This is a genomic window from Streptomyces bacillaris (assembly GCF_003268675.1).
Taxonomy (GTDB): Bacteria; Actinomycetota; Actinomycetes; order Streptomycetales; family Streptomycetaceae; genus Streptomyces; species Streptomyces bacillaris.
In genome coordinates, this window is record NZ_CP029378.1 from 3,592,805 (window position 1) to 3,614,583 (window position 21,779).

At 70.6% G+C, this 21,779-nt stretch carries 23 protein-coding genes, 2 pseudogenes and 1 CRISPR repeat array; of the genes and pseudogenes, 7 read left to right on the forward strand and 18 right to left on the reverse strand.

What is annotated here, in order from left to right:
* Position 1: 1 nt before the first annotated feature.
* The 3 genes from DJ476_RS15300 to DJ476_RS15310 form a co-directional block, all read right to left on the reverse strand.
* Positions 2-952, reverse strand: coding sequence for an endonuclease/exonuclease/phosphatase family protein (locus tag DJ476_RS15300; RefSeq protein ID WP_241565729.1), 951 nt, complete (start codon positions 950-952; stop codon positions 2-4).
* A 59-nt stretch (positions 953-1,011) separates the two neighbouring features.
* A complete protein-coding gene (locus DJ476_RS15305) occupies positions 1,012-1,938 on the reverse strand; it encodes a phosphatidylinositol-specific phospholipase C (RefSeq protein ID WP_112490772.1) in 927 nt (308 codons plus the stop codon).
* A gap of 242 nt (positions 1,939-2,180) precedes the next feature.
* On the reverse strand, positions 2,181-3,299 hold the full coding sequence (locus tag DJ476_RS15310) for an alkene reductase (protein ID WP_112490773.1): 1,119 nt from the start codon (positions 3,297-3,299) through the stop codon (positions 2,181-2,183).
* 117 nt (positions 3,300-3,416) lie between these two features.
* On the opposite strand from DJ476_RS15310, the gene DJ476_RS15315 reads away from it, so the two are divergent.
* On the forward strand, positions 3,417-3,803 hold the full coding sequence (locus DJ476_RS15315) for a MerR family transcriptional regulator (protein ID WP_103420675.1): 387 nt from the start codon (positions 3,417-3,419) through the stop codon (positions 3,801-3,803).
* Positions 3,804-3,931: 128 nt separating this feature from the next.
* On the opposite strand, the pseudogene DJ476_RS15320 reads toward DJ476_RS15315, so the two are convergent.
* From DJ476_RS15320 to DJ476_RS15345, 6 genes and pseudogenes are all read right to left on the reverse strand, one after another.
* Positions 3,932-4,701: pseudogene (locus DJ476_RS15320) on the reverse strand (MerR family transcriptional regulator).
* Positions 4,702-4,815: 114 nt separating this feature from the next.
* Positions 4,816-5,157, reverse strand: coding sequence for a cupin domain-containing protein (locus DJ476_RS15325; RefSeq protein ID WP_019764153.1), 342 nt, complete (start codon positions 5,155-5,157; stop codon positions 4,816-4,818).
* 71 nt (positions 5,158-5,228) lie between these two features.
* Positions 5,229-5,651, reverse strand: coding sequence for a hypothetical protein (locus tag DJ476_RS15330; RefSeq protein ID WP_167480380.1), 423 nt, complete (start codon positions 5,649-5,651; stop codon positions 5,229-5,231).
* Positions 5,652-5,915: 264 nt separating this feature from the next.
* Positions 5,916-6,109, reverse strand: a pseudogene (locus tag DJ476_RS15335) (DUF397 domain-containing protein).
* Between the two features lie 144 nt (positions 6,110-6,253).
* Positions 6,254-6,448 (reverse strand): DUF397 domain-containing protein, encoded by a 195-nt coding sequence (locus DJ476_RS15340; RefSeq protein ID WP_112492525.1) that lies wholly within the window; start codon positions 6,446-6,448, stop codon positions 6,254-6,256.
* 12 nt (positions 6,449-6,460) lie between these two features.
* Positions 6,461-7,312: a DUF5753 domain-containing protein gene (locus DJ476_RS15345; protein ID WP_112490774.1), complete on the reverse strand. Its 852-nt coding sequence runs from the start codon at positions 7,310-7,312 to the stop codon at positions 6,461-6,463.
* A gap of 212 nt (positions 7,313-7,524) precedes the next feature.
* On the opposite strand from DJ476_RS15345, the gene DJ476_RS15350 reads away from it, so the two are divergent.
* Positions 7,525-7,995 carry an ATP-binding protein gene (locus DJ476_RS15350; protein WP_112490775.1) on the forward strand — a complete coding sequence of 157 codons (471 nt, stop codon included), beginning with the start codon at positions 7,525-7,527 and terminating at the stop codon, positions 7,993-7,995.
* A complete protein-coding gene (locus DJ476_RS34480) occupies positions 7,992-8,159 on the forward strand; it encodes a hypothetical protein (RefSeq protein WP_162638700.1) in 168 nt (55 codons plus the stop codon). The genes DJ476_RS15350 and DJ476_RS34480 overlap by 4 nt, the downstream gene beginning before the upstream one ends.
* Positions 8,160-8,214: 55 nt before the next feature.
* Here the strand turns inward: DJ476_RS34480 and DJ476_RS15355 are convergent, their stop codons facing one another.
* The 3 genes from DJ476_RS15355 to DJ476_RS15360 form a co-directional block, all read right to left on the reverse strand.
* Positions 8,215-8,547 carry a barstar family protein gene (locus DJ476_RS15355; protein ID WP_112490776.1) on the reverse strand — a complete coding sequence of 111 codons (333 nt, stop codon included), beginning with the start codon at positions 8,545-8,547 and terminating at the stop codon, positions 8,215-8,217.
* Between the two features lie 126 nt (positions 8,548-8,673).
* Positions 8,674-8,811, reverse strand: coding sequence for a hypothetical protein (locus tag DJ476_RS34485; protein ID WP_162638702.1), 138 nt, complete (start codon positions 8,809-8,811; stop codon positions 8,674-8,676).
* A gap of 112 nt (positions 8,812-8,923) precedes the next feature.
* Positions 8,924-9,565: a flavin reductase gene (locus DJ476_RS15360; RefSeq protein ID WP_112490777.1), complete on the reverse strand. Its 642-nt coding sequence runs from the start codon at positions 9,563-9,565 to the stop codon at positions 8,924-8,926.
* A gap of 67 nt (positions 9,566-9,632) precedes the next feature.
* On the opposite strand from DJ476_RS15360, the gene DJ476_RS15365 reads away from it, so the two are divergent.
* Positions 9,633-10,355, forward strand: a complete 723-nt coding sequence (locus DJ476_RS15365) for a helix-turn-helix domain-containing protein (protein ID WP_103420661.1) — start codon at positions 9,633-9,635, stop codon at positions 10,353-10,355.
* Positions 10,356-10,483: 128 nt separating this feature from the next.
* On the opposite strand, the gene DJ476_RS15370 is transcribed toward DJ476_RS15365, so the two are convergent.
* The 3 genes from DJ476_RS15370 to DJ476_RS15380 form a co-directional block, all read right to left on the reverse strand.
* Positions 10,484-11,047: a hypothetical protein gene (locus DJ476_RS15370; RefSeq protein WP_112490778.1), complete on the reverse strand. Its 564-nt coding sequence runs from the start codon at positions 11,045-11,047 to the stop codon at positions 10,484-10,486.
* A 286-nt stretch (positions 11,048-11,333) separates the two neighbouring features.
* Positions 11,334-12,392, reverse strand: a complete 1,059-nt coding sequence (locus DJ476_RS15375; protein ID WP_112490779.1) for a hypothetical protein — start codon at positions 12,390-12,392, stop codon at positions 11,334-11,336.
* Between the two features lie 38 nt (positions 12,393-12,430).
* Entirely contained in the window at positions 12,431-13,885 is a 1,455-nt protein-coding gene (locus DJ476_RS15380; RefSeq protein WP_112490780.1) for an amidase, read from the reverse strand.
* A 373-nt stretch (positions 13,886-14,258) separates the two neighbouring features.
* On the opposite strand from DJ476_RS15380, the gene DJ476_RS15385 reads away from it, so the two are divergent.
* Both DJ476_RS15385 and DJ476_RS15390 read left to right on the forward strand, forming a co-directional pair.
* Positions 14,259-15,428, forward strand: coding sequence for an ALF repeat-containing protein (locus DJ476_RS15385; protein ID WP_208853503.1), 1,170 nt, complete (start codon positions 14,259-14,261; stop codon positions 15,426-15,428).
* A 559-nt stretch (positions 15,429-15,987) separates the two neighbouring features.
* Positions 15,988-16,995, forward strand: coding sequence for a MarR family transcriptional regulator (locus DJ476_RS15390; protein WP_112490782.1), 1,008 nt, complete (start codon positions 15,988-15,990; stop codon positions 16,993-16,995).
* A gap of 202 nt (positions 16,996-17,197) precedes the next feature.
* Positions 17,198-17,470: a CRISPR direct-repeat array (repeat unit 29 nt; unit sequence GTGGTCCCCGCGCACGCGGGGGTGTTCCC).
* Positions 17,471-17,555: 85 nt separating this feature from the next.
* On the opposite strand, the gene DJ476_RS15395 is transcribed toward DJ476_RS15390, so the two are convergent.
* The 3 genes from DJ476_RS15395 to DJ476_RS15405 all read right to left on the reverse strand — a co-directional run bounded on the left by DJ476_RS15395 (position 17,556) and on the right by DJ476_RS15405 (position 20,982).
* On the reverse strand, positions 17,556-18,359 hold the full coding sequence (locus DJ476_RS15395; RefSeq protein ID WP_112490783.1) for an aminotransferase class IV: 804 nt from the start codon (positions 18,357-18,359) through the stop codon (positions 17,556-17,558).
* 107 nt (positions 18,360-18,466) lie between these two features.
* Complete coding sequence (locus DJ476_RS15400) at positions 18,467-20,296, reverse strand: bifunctional metallophosphatase/5'-nucleotidase (RefSeq protein WP_112490784.1); 1,830 nt, start codon at positions 20,294-20,296, stop codon at positions 18,467-18,469.
* Between the two features lie 212 nt (positions 20,297-20,508).
* On the reverse strand, positions 20,509-20,982 hold the full coding sequence (locus tag DJ476_RS15405) for a hypothetical protein (RefSeq protein WP_112490785.1): 474 nt from the start codon (positions 20,980-20,982) through the stop codon (positions 20,509-20,511).
* Between the two features lie 157 nt (positions 20,983-21,139).
* Between DJ476_RS15405 and DJ476_RS15410 the strand changes: the two genes are divergently transcribed.
* Positions 21,140-21,742, forward strand: coding sequence for a hypothetical protein (locus DJ476_RS15410; protein ID WP_162638704.1), 603 nt, complete (start codon positions 21,140-21,142; stop codon positions 21,740-21,742).
* The last annotated feature ends 37 nt before the right edge of the window (positions 21,743-21,779 follow it).

Consider the following 21,779-nt stretch of genomic DNA (forward strand, 5'->3'; position numbering starts at 1 on the left):
GTCAGCCGACGGCCACGCTCTCGATCATCACGTGGTGGTCCGAGTACGCCGTGTCGGCCACCGCGCACCAGCGCCGGGTCTCGCTGCTGAAGATGTAGTCGATCTTCACCCCGGAGTCGTGCGTCGGGCGCCCCGTGCGGGACGTCCCCGTCTGGTCGCACTCCTGGTAGCCCTCGGTGCCCGGCCCCTGGGAGTAGAGGCCCTGCGGCCAGACCCAGGCGTGGGGGTTGTTCGGCGCGTCCGGCGACTTGGCGTTGAAGTCACCGCCGAAGACCGTACGGGGGAACTGGTCCACGACCGCCTTGATCTCCGCGAACTGGTCGTCGCGGTAGTCCCAGGTGGGGTGGTCCGGGTTGATGCCCAGCCAGGAGGCGTGGACGTTGCAGAGCCGGATGTTGTCCCAGTAGGGGGCCGTCGCGCAGTGGAAGGGCGCCTGGAGCCCCGTCCACGGCTGGGTGGTCGGGTAGGTCCGGGCGTCCTGGATCCCGCCCTTGACGATGATCGCCGTGCCCGCCCGCTCGGGCTTCCCCTCCACGCAGGGGCTGTCGTGCTTCACGCCGTTCTGCGACCAGCGGTACGGGTGGAACGCCTTGCCCCACCCCGGGCCCAGCTCGGTCATCAGCGTGGCGAGGGTGTTCTCGCAGACCTCCTGGAGGAGGACGGCGTGCACCCAGGTGTTGTCGATGTGGTGTTTGACGACGCCCGCCTTCTGGGCGCTCGTGCCGGTGTCGGCACAGTTCCAGCGCGGGATGTCGCACATGTTCCACGACATGACCTGGAGGTTCTTCGGCTCCGCCGCGACGGCCGCTGACTCCTGTGCCGCCGGTACTGCCGACACCGGCCCCGGTGCCGCAACCGCCCCGGCCGGCGGCGCGGCGATCACGGCGCCGAGCAGCAGCGCCAGAACGCCCAGCGCCCCGGCCGGTCTTCTCAAGGTTCCGAACAGCTTCATGGCATCCCCACCCCTGACGAGTCGATCACGTGAGGGATGAGCCTACGTTCCGGCCCCCCTCACCCCGCCGGGTTGTGCCGTATCAAGGACTCCACCAGCCCGCCCCGCTGGTTCGGGTAGTCCATCGGAACGATGCCGAGCCCCGTCCAGCCGGCCGTCTCGGAGCGTTCGAGGAACGCGTGCACCTGGGGGTTGAGCCGGTCGGCGTTCCAGCGGGGCGGCATCAGGGCGGCGGTGGAGACGTAGTTCATGAAGAACTTGCCTGGCTGCTGGGCCGCCTTGCGGAACTGGGCCTCGATCTTCGGGTACTTGGCGAACGGCTCCGCCATGTAGTCGTCCTGGATGTCGAAGAGGGCCTGATCGCCGTAACGCACTCCGGGCAGACCCCCGTTGTCGGCCAGCAGCACGACCTTGCCCCGAACGCCGCCGAGCGAGGGGAGCGTGGAGTCCAGCCGGAACAGGGAGCGCCATCCCCGTACGTCCAGGTAGTCGTCGAAGACCGCCCGGAACGCCGCGTCGCTCTCGGAGGAGTACTCCTGCTTGACCCGCATCAGGACGGTCTCGCTCGGCCGCGCGGCCAGGAAGTCCCGGCAGGCGATGAGGACATCGCCGAACATCATGTTCTGGAACGCGGCCCCGTGGTGGATCGCGAACGACCCGCTGGTGATCCGGCACCGTACGTCCAGGAACCGGATGCCGCTCTGCAACTGCTGGGCGATCGTGGTGTTCTGGCACTCCGTCCACGGCCCGCCGAACCGGGCGCCCGAGTCGTGCGTGCCCGGGATCGTGAGCCGCCGCAGTTCGATGGAGTCGGGCAGGCCGCCCATCCAGTCCTGAGTGCCGCGGACGGCCTTCCGTGTCGAGGCGACGGCGGGCGCGGCCCCGACGATCGCGGTGGCGGAGACGGCGAGGGCTCCGGCCAGGAACCCCCTGCGTGTGCTCAAGAGCCGCGTTTCAGCAGGGGAGTTGGGGGAGATCGAGGACATGGGGGCGCCTCCAGGGGCCGTGGGGGGCAGGCCCTCGAATTCTGACGCGCACGCGTCAGATCAGGAAGAGGGAGGAGCCCCCGGACTCACCCGAGGGCTCCCTCAACCGAAGGTCCCACTCAACCGAGGGTCCCCTCACGCGAAGGCCCCACGCACCCGAAGGCCCCCTCACGCAAGAGCCCTCCTCACCCCGTCATCACCCCCGCCCCCGCCCTCACCCCACACGCCGGGGCCGGGGTCGCTCACCCCGCGTGCCGGTACGAGGAGTAGGTGACGTACCCCGCGTCGCCGCCCTGGTAGTACGTCGCCGCGTCCTCCGTCTCCAGCGGCAGCCCGCCGCGCAGCCGCTCCACCAGGTCCGGGTTGGCGATGAAGGACCGCCCGAAGCTGATCAGCTCCGCCCCCAGCCCGAGCCAGCGGTCCGCGTCCGCCCGCCCGGTCCGCGCCGGGCCCAGCGGCAGTACCGGGTTCATGATCAGGGTTCCGGGCCACGCGCGGCGCAGGGCGAGCAGCACCTCGTCGTCGGTGGTCGCCTCCAGGTGCACGTACGCCGGTTCCAGCCGTGCCAGCTCCCCCAGCAGTACGGTGTACAGCTCCGGTACGTCCTTCTCCTCGACGCCCCAGAACGTCCCGCCCGGCGAGAGCCGGATCCCGGTCCGCGCCGCACCGACCGCGTCGATGGTCGCCTCCACCGCCTCGACCGCGAACCGCACCCGGTGGGCGACGGAACCCCCGTAGCGGTCCGTCCGCAGGTTGGCGTTGGACGAGAGGAACTGGGAGATCAAGTAGCCGTTGGCGCCGTGCAGTTCGACCCCGTCGAACCCGGCGTCGACGGCCCGGCGGGCGGCGGACGCGTACGACTGGGCATGCTCGGGCACCTCGCCGGCCTCCAGGGCTCGGGGCACGGGAGCGGCCTGCGGCCCGGTCGGGGTGAACACCTCCCCCGCGGCCGGTACGGCGGACGGCCCGACCGGCACCAACCCGGTCGTGTCGGGGTGCGAGACCCGCCCGCCGTGCATGATCTGCGCGAAGATCCGCCCGCCGTTGGCGTGCACGGCGTCGGTCACCGGCCGCCAGGAGGCGACCTGCTCGTCGGTGTACAGCCCCGGTGTGCCCGGGTTCGACTGCCCGACCAGGCTCGGCTGCACCCCTTCGCTCACGATGAGCCCGGCGGTCGCCCGCTGGGCGTAGTACGTCGCCATCGACGGCGTCGCCAGCCCCCCGGCAGCGGCCCGGGCGCGGGTCATGGGGGCCATCACCACCCGGTTGGGGAGCGTGAGCCCGCCGAGCCGGTAGCCGGTGAAAAGCCCGCCCGGGCGAGTGCGGGAAGTGTCCTGGGGATGGGTCTCGATCAGGGTCATGCCGGCCGTCCTCCTCGTTCCACGGCGCCCGCGAACCGGGCACTGCGGTTACGCTAAAACCTGACATCAATGTCAGGGGCAAGCCCAAAGAGGGCCGGGGCGAAGAGGACGGACGGCATGCGCATCGGAGAACTCGCGGCGGCGGGCGGCGTCAGCGTCCGGTCCCTGCGCTACTACGAGGAGCAGGGCCTGCTCACCAGCGTGCGCAGCCCCAGCGGGCAGCGGCACTTCAAGGACACCGACGTCGACCGGGTCGTCTTCATCCAGCGGCTCTACGCGGCGGGCCTCTCCAGCCGGACCATCAAGGACCTGCTGCCCTGCGTGGACGCCCCCAGCGAGGCGACCTCCGACGCCGCCATGGAACGCATGGAGCGCGAACGGGAACGCCTCACCGCCCACATCGACGACCTGACCCGCACCCGGGACGCCCTGGACGGCCTGATGGCCACGAACCGGGCGCACCGCAGGACCCTCCGTCAGCCCGCCCGGCCCCGGTCCGCCTGAGCCGACGATCCCGTTGCGGTCGGCCCGGGCCGATGATCCCGTTGCGGTCGGCCCGGGCCGATGATCCCGTTGCGGTCGGCCCAGGCCGACCGGCCTGACAGGGGGCCGATCGGCTCGGGCCCGGGCGCCTACGCCACCGGCAGCCTGCCCGCGACGTACGCCTCGATGGCCGCGCACTGGTACGCGGCCAGCCCCGGCGCGATGGCCTCGAACGCACCCCGCCACTGTTCGTCGTCCACACACGAGCGCCCGATCGCGCGGAACTCGTCGGCCGAGACGGGGCTCAGCGCGGTGAGCGACCGGTACTGGCCGTCGATCTCGTCGAGTACGGCGTCGGAGCCCGCGTCCGGCCCGGCGCCCATCAGCTCGGCCAGCCGGATGAGCTGAGCCGTACGCTCCCGCCGCCCGGCCTCCGCCTCGGCGGGCTCATCCCGGCAGCCTGCCGGGCCCCCTCCTCGGCGATCGTCGGGAAGGCCCGCAGGCCGTCCTCGTACTGGGAGGGCTGGATGCCCTCGAACAGGTTCTCCGGTCGGTTGATGGTGGTCATACCTCTGCCGTCCTTCCCGGACTGCTCCAGTTCGGCGATCGTGCGGAAGACGGTCGCGGCCAGGACATCGAGCCGGTCCCGCTCGGCGGTCAGCCTGCGGTGGTGCCCGCGCAGGGCCTCCACCTGGTCGACCTGGTCGGCCAGGGTGCGGCCGATCTCGGGCAGCCCGACGCCCAACTCGCGCAGGACGAGGATCTGTTGCAGCTGCAGGAGCTGGTGCTCCCCGTAGCGGCGGTGGCCGTTGCTCCCGATCCGGGCGGGCGGCTGCAGGCCGATCTCGTCGTAGTGCCGCAGGGTCCGGGCGGTCACCCCGGACATCCGGGCGACCTCCGCGATCGGCCAGTCGGCCATGGCCGCTCTCCCCGCTCCCTCACGAACGCGCTCGACGGGTCCGGTCTCTCCGGCCCTGTTCAGGGCGGTAGAAGCTGCCGCAACGGCAGCCGCAACCTCGGGGCCAGGCGCTTTTCAGGCGTCCATCAGCGAGATGCCGAGCATCCGGGCCCCGGTCTCCGTGCGCGGCCGGTGCTTGCTCCCGGGCGCGAAGATCACGTACGTACCGGGCCCATGGCGCTCACCGCCGTCGATCACCTCGCCGCTGAGGACGAAGTACCGCTCCTCGGTGTCGTGTTCGTCGATCTCCGGCCACTCCGTACCGGCGGCGAAGTCGATCAGCCAGCCCCGGGCGTAGCTGGTGGCGGGCAGCTTGCGGCGCAGAATGCCGGGGGCCACCTCGTGCGGTTCCACGTCCTCGACGTGGATGACGGTCTTGAGGGTGTTGTCCGTGCCGGTCGGTGTCTCGTTGCTCATGGCCCCACCCTGTCGCGGAACGTCCGCGCGGGCGAGCCGAACACGCGGCGAGTCCCCGGGGCGCCCCGCGCTCAACGGCCCTCGCGACGGCAGAGCACGCACACCCCGCACGGCGCGTCCTCCGCCGCCGGCACGGCCGCCGAGGCCTCCGCGTCGGCGGCCGCCGCGAGGTGCGGCTGAACGACCCACTCGCTCCACCCCTCCCCGTGCCGCAGGGAGAACCCGCAGGTACGCCCCCCGTACAGCGCCCCGAGCGCCCGAACCCGCCCCACCCCCTCGGCCCACCCGAGCGACGGCCGCGGCGTCCCCTCCGGCAGCCCGTCGAGCAGGGCCCGCGCCTCGTCCCGGATGCGCTGGATCGCCAACTCGGGTGTGCCCACGGAGTACCGCACGAAGCAGTCGGGCTCGTCGAGGTCTACCGAGGCGTAGGTGGCCCGCTCGCACCAGAACGCGTACGGGGAGGAGTTCGCGGGGTCGGGGACGTGATCGAGCATGACGCAGCCTCCTGACGGGACACCAGGAACGCCCCCTCCCTGCAGCCGGCGTGACGAGCTGCGGGGAGGGGGCGCCCTGGTTCGCGGCTCCCCCAACGGGCGCAGTCGGCAGGGGAGTTGGCCACCACGTGACGGGGCGGCACATGAGGGAAGCTAGCGTGTCGTGCGCGCACGTATCAAGTGTTTGACCCCTAACGAGTGATTCTTGGCCGCTTAACAAGTGATACGAATGGCGAGAGGGCCGCGCCACCAAAGTGCAGCGAATCAGGTCAGATCGTCGAACTCGCCCGCCTTGACGCCGTCCAGAAGCGCCCGGAGCCTGGCCGGAGTCGTACGGATGACGACGCCCGGTCGTCGCTCTCACGCAGCAGGATCTCGCCGTTGTGCTCGGCCAGTTCCAGGCAGTTGTTGCCTTCAACCCCCGGCGACTTGGACGACTTGCGCCACTGAACATCCACGCCCACACCTCCAGGTTCACGTACATGCGCTGACAGAGTCAGGCACTCGACGTCGGGCGACAACCCCGCCTCCCACCACCCCAGCACGAAGAAGCGGCCCCCACCTGCGCCGATGGGGACCGCTCATTGCCAGGCCGCAAGGGCTCAGGCGAAGTCGTCGAACTCGCCTTCCTTCGCGCCGCCCAGGAACGCCCGGAGCTTGGCCCGCGTCGTGCGGACGATCACGTCGGGGTTGTCGCTCTCGCGCAGCAGGATCTCGCCGCCGTGCTCAGCAAGTTCCAGGCAGGCGTTGCCCTCGGCACCCGACGACTTCGACGACTTGCGCCACTGGATATCCACGTACTTCACGCCTCACACTTGTTGTGCGACCTCACGAATGAAGTCTCTTGACTTTCGCGGGTCAAGAGAGAGCCCCTCGACCCGATCCATCGTCGCTCGATAGTTCACCAGACGCGTCTCGGCGTCCAGGAACGCAGGCCCGGTGGCCGTGTCCGTCAGCAGAGTATCCAGCTGCGGAACAGGCCCGTAGACATACTGCGTCGAGCTTCCCGTCTCTGGGAATCCGCCCGCGGCGAAGGGGACCACCCGAACCGTGACGTTGTCGCGCTCCGACTCACGCAGCAGATACTCCAGCTGACGGCGCGCAATTTTGGAGTCACCGTAGACCATCCGCAGCGCCGCTTCATGAACGAGGAACGTGCACTCCGGTGGGTTCTCCCGGTCGAGAACATCCCGGCGCTTGAGCCGATGGGACAGCAGGCGCCGCTGCCTAGCCTCGGGCAGACGCGGCACCGCCTCCGCGAACACCGCCCGCGCGTAATCCTCGGTCTGGAGCAGCCCCGGCATGTACATAATCAGCACCGCCCTGATGCCTGCCGCATGATGCTCCAGCTCGGCCAGATCCAGCGTCTCGCTGGTGAGGTCGTTGCGGTAGTCCTCCCACCAGCCCCGGCCCCGCTCCTCCGCCATCGCGGCGAGCGCTTCCACGTACGCCTCATCGGGGCACGCATAGCCGGCCGCCCAGTTACGGACCCGCTCGCCGCTCACACCGAAGCGCCCCGACTCCGTGTTGCTGATGGTGGTGCGCTCCGCGCCGAGCAAGGCTGCGGCCTCAGCAAGAGCAAGTCCCACACTCTGCCGCATCTTTCGTAGCTCAGCACCCACACGGCGCTGCCGCGCAGTGGGCGCCTTCCTTGGTGGCATCGGGCCCCTCCTCGTGTCGCCTCACAGTGTGACCGGTGCCACCACGGTAATCCATTCGGCTACTTAGTCTTCCATTTGAGTACTACATGTATGACCTGGCGCTATGGTCATGCTCGACGCCGCACCGCACCCGGCATCTCCGAAGTGCGGCTGCATCGCCGTGCGTTGAAGCACACACCCGTCCGCAGCACCGGACCGCATGGGGAGACGACATGACCGCAGCAGCCCCAACACCCGCCCCCACCAACCCCCTTGGGGGCGAGGCCTACCGCCTCACTCTCCCCAACACGGCCACCGCACCCAGAATCGCGCGGGACTTCCTGACCTCGCTGCTGGGCGTCAGCCGGCACTCCAAGCTGATCCACGACGCCCGTCTCTGCGTCACCGAGCTGGTCACCAACGCGCACTGCCACACGCGTACGCCCCAGATCCGGGTCCACGTGGCCGTCAACAGGAAGCGCGTCACCGTCGCCGTAACGGATGACGGCGGACCGCTCGACGTTGACAAGGCGTTCGGCACGCCCGGTACGGCCCTGGGGGCGGGGCCGGAGCAGGAGAACGGGCGCGGGCTCGCCCTCGTGGAGAGCCTGGCCCTGGCGTGGGGCACGGGAAGGGGCGGCGGGCAGTACCCCGACCGCACGGTGGTCTGGTTCACGCTCGGGCGGCCGGAGGCGGCGGCGTGACCTGCCTCCCGTGGGCGTTCCCGGTCGCCGCCGTGGCCCTCGGGGTGCTCGCCGTGTACGTCACGCTCACGCCGGGGCCGAACGGTTCGGCCGCCACGCCTCCGACGGCCGGAACGCCGAAGTGCGCCGAGGCGTCGTCGCCCCGGCGCACGGGCAAGCGGTAGTGGACGCGGGGGCGGCGGCATCGAGGCCCGTACGAACGGCCGTCGGCCGCTACCGCTACCTGTAGTGGATGCGGCGGGGAACCGGGCGGCGGCTGCCGTACTCCGCGAGATACGCGTCCAGCTGCTCGCGGAGCATCCGGGCCTCGCCCGGGAGGACGGCCGAGAACGTCGGCCATCCGGTGAGAACCAGCTCCTCCGGAAGCTCGACCAGCCCGGTGATCGCGTCCCAGAAGGCGTCCCAGTTGCGGCCGTAGAAATCGGGGAACCACAACTCGCGCTGCAGGAGCCTCTGCAGCTCCTCCGGAGTCCGGACCCCGTTCAGGTCGATGACCAGCGAAGGGGGAAGCACGGGCTCGGCCTCGTCCGCCGCCTCTGCTCTCAGAGCCATGAGATCGCTTTCCGTACGCGCCGCCGAAGCCGACGACTGTCCAACGGCCCCAGCCTACGGACCACTGCCACTGCCACTGCCACCCGGAGGGTCTCCAGCAGGCCCGATGGCGAACTCACGGCCCGGTCACTTCTTCTTCGGTGGGTTGCTCGGGTCGAACGCCCGGAATCGCTTGTCCGCCGCCGGACGACCCTGCGGTCGCTTCTTCTCGGTCGGCTCCACCTCGACTGGCTCGACCTCGAACAGCCCATCCCCACCACGCATACCGGCACTATTCCGCATGAATGGCCGCGACCCGAGAGTGGGACACCGATGATGGCCGGTGCTCAATCTCCTCGTCTATCCCATGGCTCTTCGCGGTGGACCACTGGATTCGTCAGGCTGTCCGGGAGCGGAAACTGTGGCCGAGTTCGGGGCCGAGTCCGTAGTAGTGGCGAAAGTTGTAGATCAGCGGACTCCATGCGGCCGGGTCGATGTGCTGGGAACCGGTGACGACGATCCGCGGATCGGCGTGCACCTTGAGCACCTGGGCTTCGACGATGAGGAACTCTCCGGAGGCATCGGGCCGAACCTGGGCAACGCGGGCTTCCAACTGCATCGGGCATTCGGCGACGCGGGGCGGCCGAACCAGTTCGGAGGGCTGAGGGCGCAAACCGGCGGCGGCGAACTTGTCCGGCTCGAAACGGAAGGAGGCACGCTTGTCCACGGGTACCGGGGTGCGCCCGGTCAGCGGGGCCAATCGTTCCACCGCCGGCCACTGCGCGGGCGCGGGGAGGTTGATCACCAGATCACGGCGGCTGCGGAGATTGTGCGCGGTCTGTCCCCCGACGCCCAGGCCGAGGACGATCACGTGGCCCAGCGCCCAGGCCGAGGACATCGGCGCAAGGTTGAAGGAGCCGTCCTCGTTCTCCGTGGAGAGCAGCACGACCGGCGTTCCGAAGTACAGGATGCTCGGCGTGACGGTCACGTGTTCGCAGGACAGATCGGTGGGCACGCTGCTGGGCGTCGCGGTGTTCATGGGGCCGACCGTAGAGCGCGGACGCTTCGGCGGACACCGAAGGATTGCAGGTGGACAATGGACAGCGATGAACAGCCAAGACGCTCGCATCGAGGGCCCTGACCTGGCCGCCCTGGCCACCCTGCTGGCCGACGGCACCCGGGCCGGCTTCTGCCTGGCCCTTCTGGACGGCCGGGCATGGACCGCGATCGAGTTGGCGCGCCATGCCGGAGTGGCCGCCTCGACGGCGACCGGGCACCTGAACCTCCTGGTCGGCGGAGGACTGCTCACACAGGAGCGTCAGGGCCGCCATCGCTACGTCCGCCTGGCGGACCCCGACACGGCCGAGCTGATCGAAAAGCTTGCCTCGATGGCACCTCGGCGCGCCGATCCGCCCCGCTCACTGCCCGCCGCCAACCGCAGCCGGGCGCTGGCCCGCGCCCGCACGTGCTACGACCATCTCGCCGGCGCTCTCGGGGTCGCGATCACCGAGGCGATGACCGATCGGGGGCTGCTGGACTGGGAGCAGGGACCGACTCTCACCGGTGACGGGACCGCCTGGCTCGCTGAACTCGGCATAGCGCTACCGCCCGCCACACGGCGCCCGCCGGTTCGCTCGTGCCTGGACTGGACCGAGCGCCGCCCCCACCTGGCCGGCGCCGTCGGTGCCGCCCTATGTCGTCACACCTTCGACGCCGGCTGGATCACTCGGATCGGCACAAGCCGCGCCGTCGCTCTCACCGACGCCGGCAAGCGCGCGCTCAAGGACCACCTCGGCCTGGCCGACGAGGGGCAGACTCCGACCAGGTGAACACCAGCCCCAGCCCCAACCCCAGGGCCGGACGCTACGGGTACCCACGCTTCATGGCAACACAGCCGGTCTTCGCTACTGACCCACACCCCTAGCCGCCCGACAACCCATGGGTGGACGCTTTTTGTCTACGGTCCGCTGCTGCCGCCGCAGTCGGGGATCCCGTCCAGTTGCTCGGCCGTCCTGACGCCGTCACGGGTCCAGTACGACCCCGGGGGCAGGGCAGCGGCCCGTACCTTCGCGATGTCGAACACCTCCGACACGCCGTACTCGGGGCCGTGGTCGATGCTCACATCAAGCGTCTTGGGCAGCTCGGACGGCCGGGCCGCCGCGCTGGTCGTGCCGTAGGCCTTCCCGTCCCAGAGGGGGAGCAGACCGCGCCGCCCCTCCTCGGTCAACGGCCTGTCGCCGCGCCAGATGAGCCGCTCCGTGTCGCTGTCCCAGACCTCGACCCGCCTCACCCGGTCCTGCGGACACTGGCCTGCCTTGACAGTGACCCTATCCCCGTCGATTCGCATCCCCACGATGCCGGGGCTGACGGGATGGGAGAAGACGTGAAGGAAGAGCGCCCAGAACCCGAAGGCCAACAGCACGACAACGACCGACGAGACGGTCAACGCTGTGACCACGATGGTGCGTTCACGCTGCCTCACCGCGTGTTCACGCAGCTCGGTGGCCCGCAGCGCAGGCATGGGCGGTACGCCCCCTCGTCCCATCCGGCGTTCGCCACCCTCCACACAGGCCACAGCACAGGCCACGACACGGGCCGTGCACACAGTTTCGCCACATCGACGACGCGGCGCATGGTGATGTGCGTCACTCCGCGCCGGGCCCCGACGAGCGGCCCGGAATCGGCTGCGGCACTCGGGCGGCTCAGCCGTGAAGCCACGAGGTCGCGAACCCGCAAGACCGCAAGGCGGCCCGACCGCGCGGCTTTTGATGGACGCCGCACGGGCACCCACCGCAACGCCGAGCCGCCTACTGAACGCACCAGCGGTGCGGGTGACCGGGCTCCTCGGGGCAGGCGAAAACGTTGAGTTCGCCCGAGCGGCCCACGGTGACCTCGGTCGGCCTGGCGGCCGGGAACGGCGGCACGTCCCCTTCCTCCTGCGGCTTCCAACTGCCGCTGCCGCCGTCCCATTCCGAGCTGTCGACGGTCAGCAGCAGGCGCATGGGGGCAGAGCAGGTCCGGCAGTTCATGGGGTACGGGTCGGTGGCGTGCCAGGAGGCGAAGCCGCCCACGCGCCAGTCCGGCGGGATGGACAGGTCGTACTGATAGGCCACCCCCGTCGCGTCGCCCCCGTCCGACGACTGCCCGGCCCGCTCCTCCAGCACCTCTTCCAGCGCCTCTTCCCAGGCGTCGATCCGGGCGCGCAGGTCCTCCGGGAGGAGGCCGGCGAACGAGTAGGTGGCCACCTGCTCCGGATGCAGCACGCACGGCTCGGGCACGTACCCCTCGTAGCCGACGACCTGCGGCTGAGGCGGCACGGTCATCACGTCGGCCACCTCCCACGACCGGCGCCAGCACAGGTCGAGCAGCATGCCGTACCCGGTCGGACCGTGCGCGTCGAAGGGGCACCAGAACACCTGGAGCAGATCGCAGTCGCCCGGCCCGGCCGGCAGGTCGGGGATGTCCCTGCGGTACAGCTGGGCCAAACCGATCAGCGGTAGCGGACCGCTCTCGGCAGCCGCGTCGAGGCGGTGTTCCCGGCCCAGCTGTTCCAGGAGCCGCCGCTCCTCGTCCGTAGGGCCGGGGTTCGGTTCACGGGCCCAGGCGGAGGCCAGGATCTGCCGCCGCTGATGGATGTCCGCCGGGCGCAGGCCGCGCGTATGGCTGCCGCGCCCATGGCTGTGGGGCTCGGTGCAGACGGGCCAGGGTTCGTCGGCCGGCCACAGCAGCGGGCCGCCCACGGAACTGTCCGTCGCATCCGGTCGGCCCGGGCGAGGGTGGAGCCGGGTGGTGGTGCCCCGGTGGGCCGCCAGTTCGGGGAAGAGCGCCTCGACATCGAGCGGGCGCGGCGGAGTGGTCCTCGACATGCACGCGACCTTAGGCCAACCGTCCAGCGCCCACTGCCCTACCGCACCGGTGCCCGGAAGCCGCCGATGCGCTGCTCCAGCAGTTCGGCCAGCTTCAGCGGGGTGCGGTCCTCGTACATGGGGCCGATGAGCTGCACCCCGACCGGTAGCCCTTCGGGGGAGCGGCCCGCCGGTACGGCGGTGGCGGGCAGCCCCGGCATGGTGGCCAGCCCGGCCCAGACGAGCTGGTCGAAGTACGGGTACGCGACGCCGTCGATGTCCAGCCGACGCCGCAGCGGATCGGGGTAGTGGTCGTGCGGGAACGCGGGCGTGGGCGAGACGGGGCAGACGACGGCGTCGAACTCCGCGAAGAGGCGTCGCCAGCCCTGGCGGTGAACCTCGCGGAGATGGTTCGCCGCGAGCCAGTCGCGGTGGCTGAGCACCATGCCCCGCAGCCGCGCCGCGTCCAGGCTGAGGTCGTCCGCGCCGAGCCCGGCGGCGTGGGCGCGCACCTCCTCGTACGCCGCGACGGGGAAGTGGACGGTGGAGCCCGAGGCGAGCAACTGCATGTACAGCAGGGCGGCTTCGGCCAGGTCGGGCAGGAGCGCGCTCTGCCGCTCGACACGGGCGCCGCCGTCGGCCAGCGCCTCCGCCACCCGCTCGACGCCCGCCCGCACGGCGGCCCCGGTCGGCAGGAGCGGATGCTCGTCGAGGACCAGGACCCGGAAGTCGCGGAGCCGCTCGTGGCGGGCGGGCGGCAGCGTCACCCCGTACGCCACGCCGAGCGTGAGCGGGTCCGGCCCGGCCATGGCGTCGAGCAGCAGCCCGAGGTCGCGGGCCGAGCGCGCCATCGGGCCGACAACCGCCAGGTCCCCGTCGACCGGCAGCGCGGGCACGGTCGGCGGCACCATGCCCCGGCTCGCCGCCAGCCCGAGCGTCGGCTTGTGCGCGTAGACCCCGCAGAAGTGGGCGGGGGTGCGCAGCGAACCGGCGATGTCGGACCCGATGGACAGCGCCCCGAACCCGCACGCCAGCGCCGCCGCCGACCCTCCGGAGGAACCGCCGGGCGTACGGCCGTGGTCCCAGGGGTTGTTGGTGGTGCCGTACACCTCGTTGAAGCTCTGCACGTCCTGCAGCCCCAGCGGCACGTTGGTCTTGCCCAGCACCACCGCACCCGCCGCCCTGAGCCGCGCCACCTGCACCGCGTCCTCGGGGGGTACGTGGTCGCGGTGCTCGGGCATCCCCCAGGTCGTGGCGAGCCCGGCGATGTCGTACGACTCCTTGACCGTCACGGGGATGCCCAGCAGCGGCCGCTCCTCGCCCCGGGCGCGCGCCCGGTCGGCGGCGCGGGCGGCGTCGCGGGCGCGGTCGAAGTCCGGCACGCATATCGCGTTGATCGCCCGGTCGTCCCGCTCGATACGGGAGATGGCGGCATCGGTCAGTTCCACCGAGGTCACGTCACCGGCGCGCAGGGCGCTGAGCAGACTCTCGGCGGGCGCATAGGTCAGGTCCATGCACGCGACCGTAGAGAACACCGCCCGGAGCCATAGAACGCCACCGCAAGCAACGGCACCACGCCCACCGAAACCCGGGACACGAGCTTCGGGCTCCGGACCTCGGGTTCCGAGCCTCGGACCGGTCGGCTCACGCTTTGGAGCTCAGGTGAGACACAGAGGGGCCGCCGGGTGCCGGCACCGAGGAAGGCACTCCACTGCAAGGCCAAAGGTCCTCACCGATCGTCGATCGGTGAGGACCTCCGAACATTCAGGCCGACGACGTGAGCACCTGCGGCAGCAGAATGCAAGAAAAGCGTCTGCCCTTTACAACCTTTTGCGGCAGCGAATGGTCTTTGCGATGCAAAGACCATTCCTTCAGAGGGTATTTTCTGTGAAGTTGTCCCGAATTGCCATAGCTGTGACTACCGCCCTGGCTCCGGCCGTCCTCCTCGCGTCGCCGGCGTTCGCCGACACGAACCAGGTCGCCGCGTCCACCGCCAACCCGCCGGCTCCGACCGCGCCCGACCGCGAGGCCGCGGAAGACTCCGCCGAGGACCAGGCGGAACAGGACCGCAAGACCATCCTCGCGATCATCGCCGACCCGATGGCCAGCGAGTACATGAAGGAAGCCGGCCACAAGGCCATCGCCGACGGCCCCGCGGCCATGCGCACGTTCATCGAGACCGATCAGCACAGCATCCGTCTCGACGACTACCGGATCGCCATCATGAGGCTCCTGCACTCCGCGGGCCCCAGCCTGAAGGAGGGAGTAAAGGACTTCCTCAAGACCGACGGGCGGACCTTGGCAGACCTCCGCCACTTCTACGAAGTCACCCAGCACGAGCTCCGCGACATCGACAACAGGGTCGAGATCGCCCGCCTGGCCAACACCGCCGGTGCCGCGCTGAAGGAAGCCGCCAAGAAGGCGCTCTTGGGCACCCCTGCGGACCGCATCGCCTTCCTGGAACAGGGTCGCCACATCGCGCAGGCCGAGGACGACCGGGTCGAGCTCGCGCGGATCGACGAGGGCTGGGACGGTCCCATTCTCAGCGAAGCGATCAGCAAGCTTCTGAACGGCTCCCCGACACCGGCCGAACTGCGCCATTTCCTGGAGGTGACGCAGCACGAGCTGCGGGACCAGGACAACCGCGTAGAGATCGCCCAAATCATCGACGAGGGCGGCCCCGAGCTCGTCAAGGCCGGCCGTGCCGCTCTGGCGGGCACCCCCGCCGACCGTGCCGCGTTCTTGCTCACCGGTCAGCACGAGGCCAGGAAGAAGGACGAGAAGACCCAGCAGGAGAAGGACCAGGACAAGAACGACAACAAGAACGACGGCCAGAAGGACCAGGACGGCTCCGGGCCCGGGAGCGACGGCAAGGAGAACACGGGAACAGGCGCTGGCAACACGGCCGTGGCCCCGCAGAGCGTCAGCGGCACTCAGCTGGCCTCCACCGGCGCGGGCGACACCCCCGTGATCGCGGTAGGGGCGGGCGCCGCGCTCATGGGTGGCGCGGGCTTGCTGCTCGCCGCCCGGATGCGCCGCCAGGCCTCCGGCAACTGACCACCCGCCCACATCGTCACGGCGCAAGGGCCGCCCCTGCCCCGGGCACGGTCGGCCCCGCCGCGCTTTCCCGCCACGCAGGACCTCCAACAGGCGCCGCGCTCGCGACCCGAACCCTCACACGACCCGGTGTTCCGCAGTGCCAACGGCAGGACGGCACCCGGACGCACGGTGCCCTCGGCGAACCCGCACAAGTACCCGACGATCACCCGATTCAGATCGACGATGACGCACGGAGTCCCGCTGGCTACCGCAGCCACCGAGCGCATGTCCGTCGGTACGGGGTTCCGGCCCGAGGCTCGGGCCTCGGGCCGCGGGCGTCGGGATGCGAGCCCCGAGACCCGAGCGCCTTCCTTAACCGGGAGGTAGGAGCAGGGGTTTGGGAAAACCTCCCTACCTCCCCACCCAGGTCACAGCTGGGGAAGTATGACTAATCGCGGCAGCTTGCGGCGCGAGGTCACGACTGCTTACGGTTCGAGAACTGAACGACCCCGACCGGTGTTAGAGCACCACGCCGGGGTCTAACCACAAGATCGTCACCCAACAGAAAGCCGATCCCGTGGCTACCCAGCACACTAGCTCTGCCCTGCAACCTCCCGCGCTTTCCCCCACGTACCCGATGGCGAACCCGGGCTACGGCAAGCGCGTGGCACCCGCCCAAATCCCGCGCACAGCATCAGACTTCGCCCTGCTTCCCATCCGCGAGCGGTACGTGGCCGGGTTCATCGACCACCTGCCCGAGGGCGCATCGATGAGCGTGAAGCAACTGGCCAAGCAACTCCCCCTCTACGGCCAGCAGGCCATCTCGTCAGCGCTCACGGCCCTGTCCGTGGCAGGCCACTTACGACGCGTCCGGTGCCCGGTCGGCGCGGGCGAGGAAACCCGCTGGGTCTTTCGCACCTTCTGGTCCCGCACGGCGAGGGATAACGAATGGTGGACCACCTTCCTGGCAGCAGACACGGCCACCGAAACGGCCACCACCGAGGCCCCCAGCCCCACACCGACCACCCCCGCACCGGCGGCACCAGCACCCACAGCCGTACCGCAGCAACGGACCCCGCCCCCAAGGCCCGAGGCCCCGCTCGCCCCCTCCACCGCCGAAACGGGTCCGTCCCCCGCCTACCTGGCCCTGGCCCACCTGGGCCGCGCGGACCACCGCCTGGCCCTCTCCGCAGACGACTGCACGGCCCTGGAACCCCAGGCAACGGAATGGCTGGCCCGAGGCGTGAGCGTGGATTACCTGACCAGCGCCCTCACCGCAGGCCTCCCGGCGGCCATCGACTCCCCGGTGGGCTTCCTCCGCCACCGCCTGACGACCAAGGCCCCACCCCAACTCCCCACAGAGAAAACCGGATCGGGCACCACCGCCCCCGCCGCCCGCAGCCTCCTCGTCGAATGCACGGAGTGCGGCACCCCGGGACCCCCCGAAGCCCTCCCCGACGGCCTCTGCCGCCCCTGCCGCGAAACCCACAGCAACGGGGCCGTGGACCCGTCACCCGCACCCACCGAGGCACCGGACATCAAGGCCCGCATGGCCAACCTCCGGAACCTCCTCAGAAGCGTCTGAGGCAGGCGACGGCGGGTCAGCATCGATTGGGCAGCCTCTTATCCGGGAAACGAGCCGCCAACCTCGGCCAACAGGGGCAGAATCTCCCCGGGCAGGCCCCGAGTCCGGAAACGGCCGCCTGCACAGCGAGGGAGATATGTCCGTTTCTCAAGAAGTAAGCAAAAACGAGCCTCACGCCGCATAAAACCGCAGGTCACGAACTGTGGTCCCCGCGCACGCGGGGGTGTTCCCGCGATCCGGGCCCTGGCCGCGATCGACGGGAGGTGGTCCCCGCGCACGCGGGGGTGTTCCCGTGCCTGTGATGGCGGCGAATCCGAGGGCGGTGTGGTCCCCGCGCACGCGGGGGTGTTCCCCGTCCGGTTCTTGTGCTGAAGACCTCGTACGCGTGGTCCCCGCGCACGCGGGGATGTTCCCATGGCCGCATCCCTCTCCCACACGGTGAGGCCGTGGTCCCCGCGCACGCGGGGACGTATCCGCCTCCGTGGTCGATCCCCCACCGGGCAGTCGGCGCACAGGAACCCTGCTTGTCCGGGCAGTCCGCGAGGTCCGCTGAGTCCGGGCTACGGCGCCTCGCCGGGAATCGACAGATAGGCCTCGCGGAGGCGGTCCAGCAGCGGGTGTTCGGCGGCGAACCCGGTGCCGTCGATGGCCGCCAGGGGGCGGACGCCGATGCCCGCGTTCGTCGCGAAGGCGGCCGCCATCACGCGGGCGTCCTCCAACGTCAGGTCCGCGTCGCGGTGTTCAGCGGGCGGTGTCGGGTGCTCGCGCAGCAGGGCCGTCGTCACGCCGGGCAGTACGCCGGATCGAGGCCACAGCACGGTGCCGTCCCGGTCGATGAAGCCGACGTTCCAGGTGGCGCCCTCGGTCACGTGCCCGTCGCGGCCGACGAACAGGGCGTCGTCGTACCCGGCGAGCTGCGCCGCGCGCCGGGCGTGCAGGGCGCCGAACAGCCCGGTGTGCTTGACCTGGGGGAGGTCGCGCTCGTACGTGACGCTCCTGGCCCGCAGCGGCGGAGCTGGTACGGCGAGCAGGGGACCGGCCCGGCGTACGGAGACCAGGACGCGGGGCGTGTCGGCGTCCGCCGGTCGGGTCAGGTCCACCGCCGGGTCGTGGACCGTGACGCGGACGACGCAGGGCAGCTCCCGTTCCGCCAGGGCCCGGCGGACGAAGTCCCGTACGCGGTTGGTGTCCAGGGGTACGCCGAAGACGGCCGCGCAGTCCCTGACGAGGCGGTCCAGGTGGCGGGAGAGGCCGCGGACCGTGCCGTCGGCGTCGACGCGGAAGGTGGTGAAGTGGCCCAGGTTGGTGAGGGCCAGGGGCAGCAGGTCGTCGGCCGTTGCGGGCCCTCCGTCGAGTGTCGCCATGCGGCCAGCATGTCAGGACGGCCGACGCCCCGAGGGGGCGCAGTGCCGTACGGGGAAGGGGCGGCGGCCCTCGTCGGCCCGCCGCCCCTTCCCCGTACCGCTGCTTACTACTGGATGACCGTGATCCGGTCCGTCGCCGGCGGGGCCAGCGGGGACGTGGCCGAGGAGTGGGCCGCCAGGTAGGCGTTGAACAGGTCCAGGTCGGAGGCGCCGACCAGCTTGTTCGTGCCCTGGGCGAAGGCCGGGAAGCCGTCGCCGCCGCCCGCGAGGAACTCGTTCATCGCGACGCGGTAGGTGCGCGCCGGGTCGATCGCCTCACCGTTCAGCTTGATGGTGTCGGTGACCACGCGGGCCGCGCCGCTCTTCGTCAGGTCCAGGGTGTAGGTGAGGCCCTTGGAGACCTGGAGGATCTTCGGGGCGGCCTCGTTGGGCCCGCTGACCTGCTGCTGGAGCGCGGTGACCAGCTGGGCGCCGGTCAGGTCGACGACGTTCATCATGTTGGTGAACGGCTGCACGGTGAACGCCTCGCCGTACGTGACGACCCCGTCGCCCTCACTGCCGGACGCCTTGTACACCAGGTCCGCGCGGATGCCGCCCGGGTTCATGAACGCGACCTGCGCACCGCCCTTGTCGGCCGGGGCGAGCCCTTCGAGCTGGGCGTCGGCGATGACGTTGCCGAGCGGCTTCTCGGGGGCCGTGGAGCCGCGGCCGTTGATGTCGGCGCTGATGTAGCCCTGCGGCGCGTTGGCGATCGGGGCCGCGAGGCGGTTCCAGCGCTCGATGAGGCGGGTCATGTCGGTGGCCTTGGGCTGGTCCCGGCTCACGACGTGGTTCGCGGACTTCACCGACGTACGGACGATGTCCTTCGTACGGAGGTCGTAGGTGAGCGTGGTGTCCGTGTAGAGCTTGCCGAACGACGAGGCCGAGGTGACCATGCGCGGCTTGCCCGCCGGGTCCGGGACCGTGCAGACGTACGCCTGGTGTGTGTGGCCCGTGACCAGGGCGTCCACCTTGGGCGTGATGCCCTTGGCGATGTCGACGATCGGGCCGGAGATGCCGTCGCCCGCGCCGGGGCTGTCGCAGTCGTAGTTGTACGAGGTGGAGGCCGGGGCCCCGCCCTCGTGGATCAGGGCCACGATGGACTTGACGCCCTTGCGGTCCAGCTCCTTGGCGTACTTGTTGATCGTCTTGATCTCGTCGTGGAACTTGAGGCCCTTGACGCCCTCGGCGGTGACGATGTCCGGCGTGCCCTCCAGGGTCACCCCGATGAAGCCGATCTTGACGCCGTTCTTCTTCCAGATCGTGTACGGCTTCAGCAGCGGCTTGCCGGTCTTCTCCTTGGTGACGTTAGCCGCCAGGTAGGGGAAGTCCGCGCCCTTGAACTTCTTGCCCTTCTCGTAACAGCCCTCGACCGGGTGGCAGCCGCCGTTCTGGAGGCGGGCCAGCTCCTTCGCACCCTCGTCGAACTCGTGGTTGCCGACCGCCGAGACGTCGAGCTTCAGCTTGTTCAGCGCCTCGATCGTCGGCTCGTCGTGGAAGAGGCCCGACAGCAGCGGGCTCGCGCCGACCATGTCACCGGCGGCGGCCGTGACGGAGTACGGGTTGCCCTTGCGCGCGGTGCGCAGCGAGGTGGCCAGGTACTCGACACCGCCGGCGGGGATCGCCTCCACCGTGCCGTCCGGGTGCGTCTTGGTGACGTTGCCCGCCGAACCGGCCGGGGGCTCCAGGTTGCCGTGCAGGTCGTTGAAGGACAGCAACTGCACATCGACGGTACGGGGCTTGTGGCCGTGTCCGTGGCCATGACCGTGCCCCTGCCCCTGGCCCCGGTCGTGGGCGCCGGCCGGCATCGCGGCGACGAGAGCGCCCACGGTGGCCAGCCCGGCCGCGGCGGCGAGCACCCGCCGGGAGGCACGTTTCTTCTGCGGAGTCGCTGGCATCGGTCCCCTTGTGTGTCAGATACGTCTGTGGTGTCACTTCTGGATCCTGCGTGCCGCAGCCTAGAGTCAACGCGCGTAGCGCAACAGGTGTTCGGGGTTACGACCTGGTTGCCATCCGGCCAATTGGCTCACGGACCTACCTTCGGGCCCTCCCCCGGACCTGCCCCGGACCTGCCCTCGGGCCCTCCCCCGGACCTGCCTTCGCGCATCCCTCAGACGTACCCCGCCGCCCACATCGCGGGCCAGACCGAAGCCGCCGCCGCGAGCACGATGTCGTAGGCACGGGGGCGGGAGAGGCGGGTGGCGATGCGTTCCGTCCAGGTGCCGGGCTCCGCGTAGTAGGCGCGGTCGAGCATCCAGGTCCGGCAGTGACAGATGAGGAAGAGGCCGAGGCAGAGGCCCATGACGAGCAGAGAGACGAAGCTGAGGATCTCGAAGCCCGGGTGGACATGATCGCCGAGGGCCATGGAGACCGAGGTGAGCAGGATGCCCACCATGACGCCGCCGATCCACGCCCCGCCCGCCGCCGAGTACGCCACGTCGAGATCGTCGGCGTCGACCTCCTCGCCCCGCGCGATCAGAAGACACATCTCCCGCTCGTCCGCCCGCTCGTCGGGCGGGGGCCGGTGGCCGGTCAGGACGTTGAGAGGGAGCGCCCAGCGGGCGATGTACCAGGCGATGTCCATGCTGTCAGTTTTCCGGACGGGAACCGTCCACTTCCCTGCCGGTCAGTCGGTACCCGGGTGACCTGCGTCTCCTGCGGGAGATCCGGTGAACGAAGTCCTGTTCAGCCGCATCCTTCTCTCCTGACTGATGGCCGGACGTCGAACGGGGTGGCACGGAGTGGACTACGAGGAACAACAACGCGACACAGGACGCGACCGGCGCCGGGCTCGGGCCCGGGAGCGGCGGGAGCGTCAGGACGTGCTCGCGGGCGAACTCGCCCCGGGGTCCGCGCCCCTGGCGTGGGGCGCCGGGGTGGGCAGCCGGCTGCTCGCGGTCGTGTGGCTCGCGCTGCTGGTGGTGTTCGGGCCCTTCGCGTACGACCGGGATCTCGCCGCGTTCGACTGGGCGGACTGGCTCTTCCGGGGGTGGGGGCTGGCCGCGGGGATCTGGATCCACTGCCGCCTCTCCGCGTGGAAGATCACCGCGGACCGCGACGGGGTGGCGATCCCCGGCCTCTTCACGGTCGACCACATCCCCTGGGCCGGGCTCGGCACCGTCGTGCCCCGGCGGGACGGGTGCCTCCGCGTGGGGGACCGGATGCCCGGGCCCTTCCTCCCGCCGTTCCTGGCCCGGCTGCTGCGCCGGCCGGTGACCGTGGAGGCGGCGGCCGACCACCTCATGGTGATGGCGCGTCACCCCGGACTCCGCCCCACCGGGACGGCCGGGCCCGCGCCTGGGGTCCGCCCTACGCCGTCTGGCTGCCCGGGCCGCTCGTCGTGATCGCGATCCCCCATCTGTTCGCGGTGATGCGGTGAGT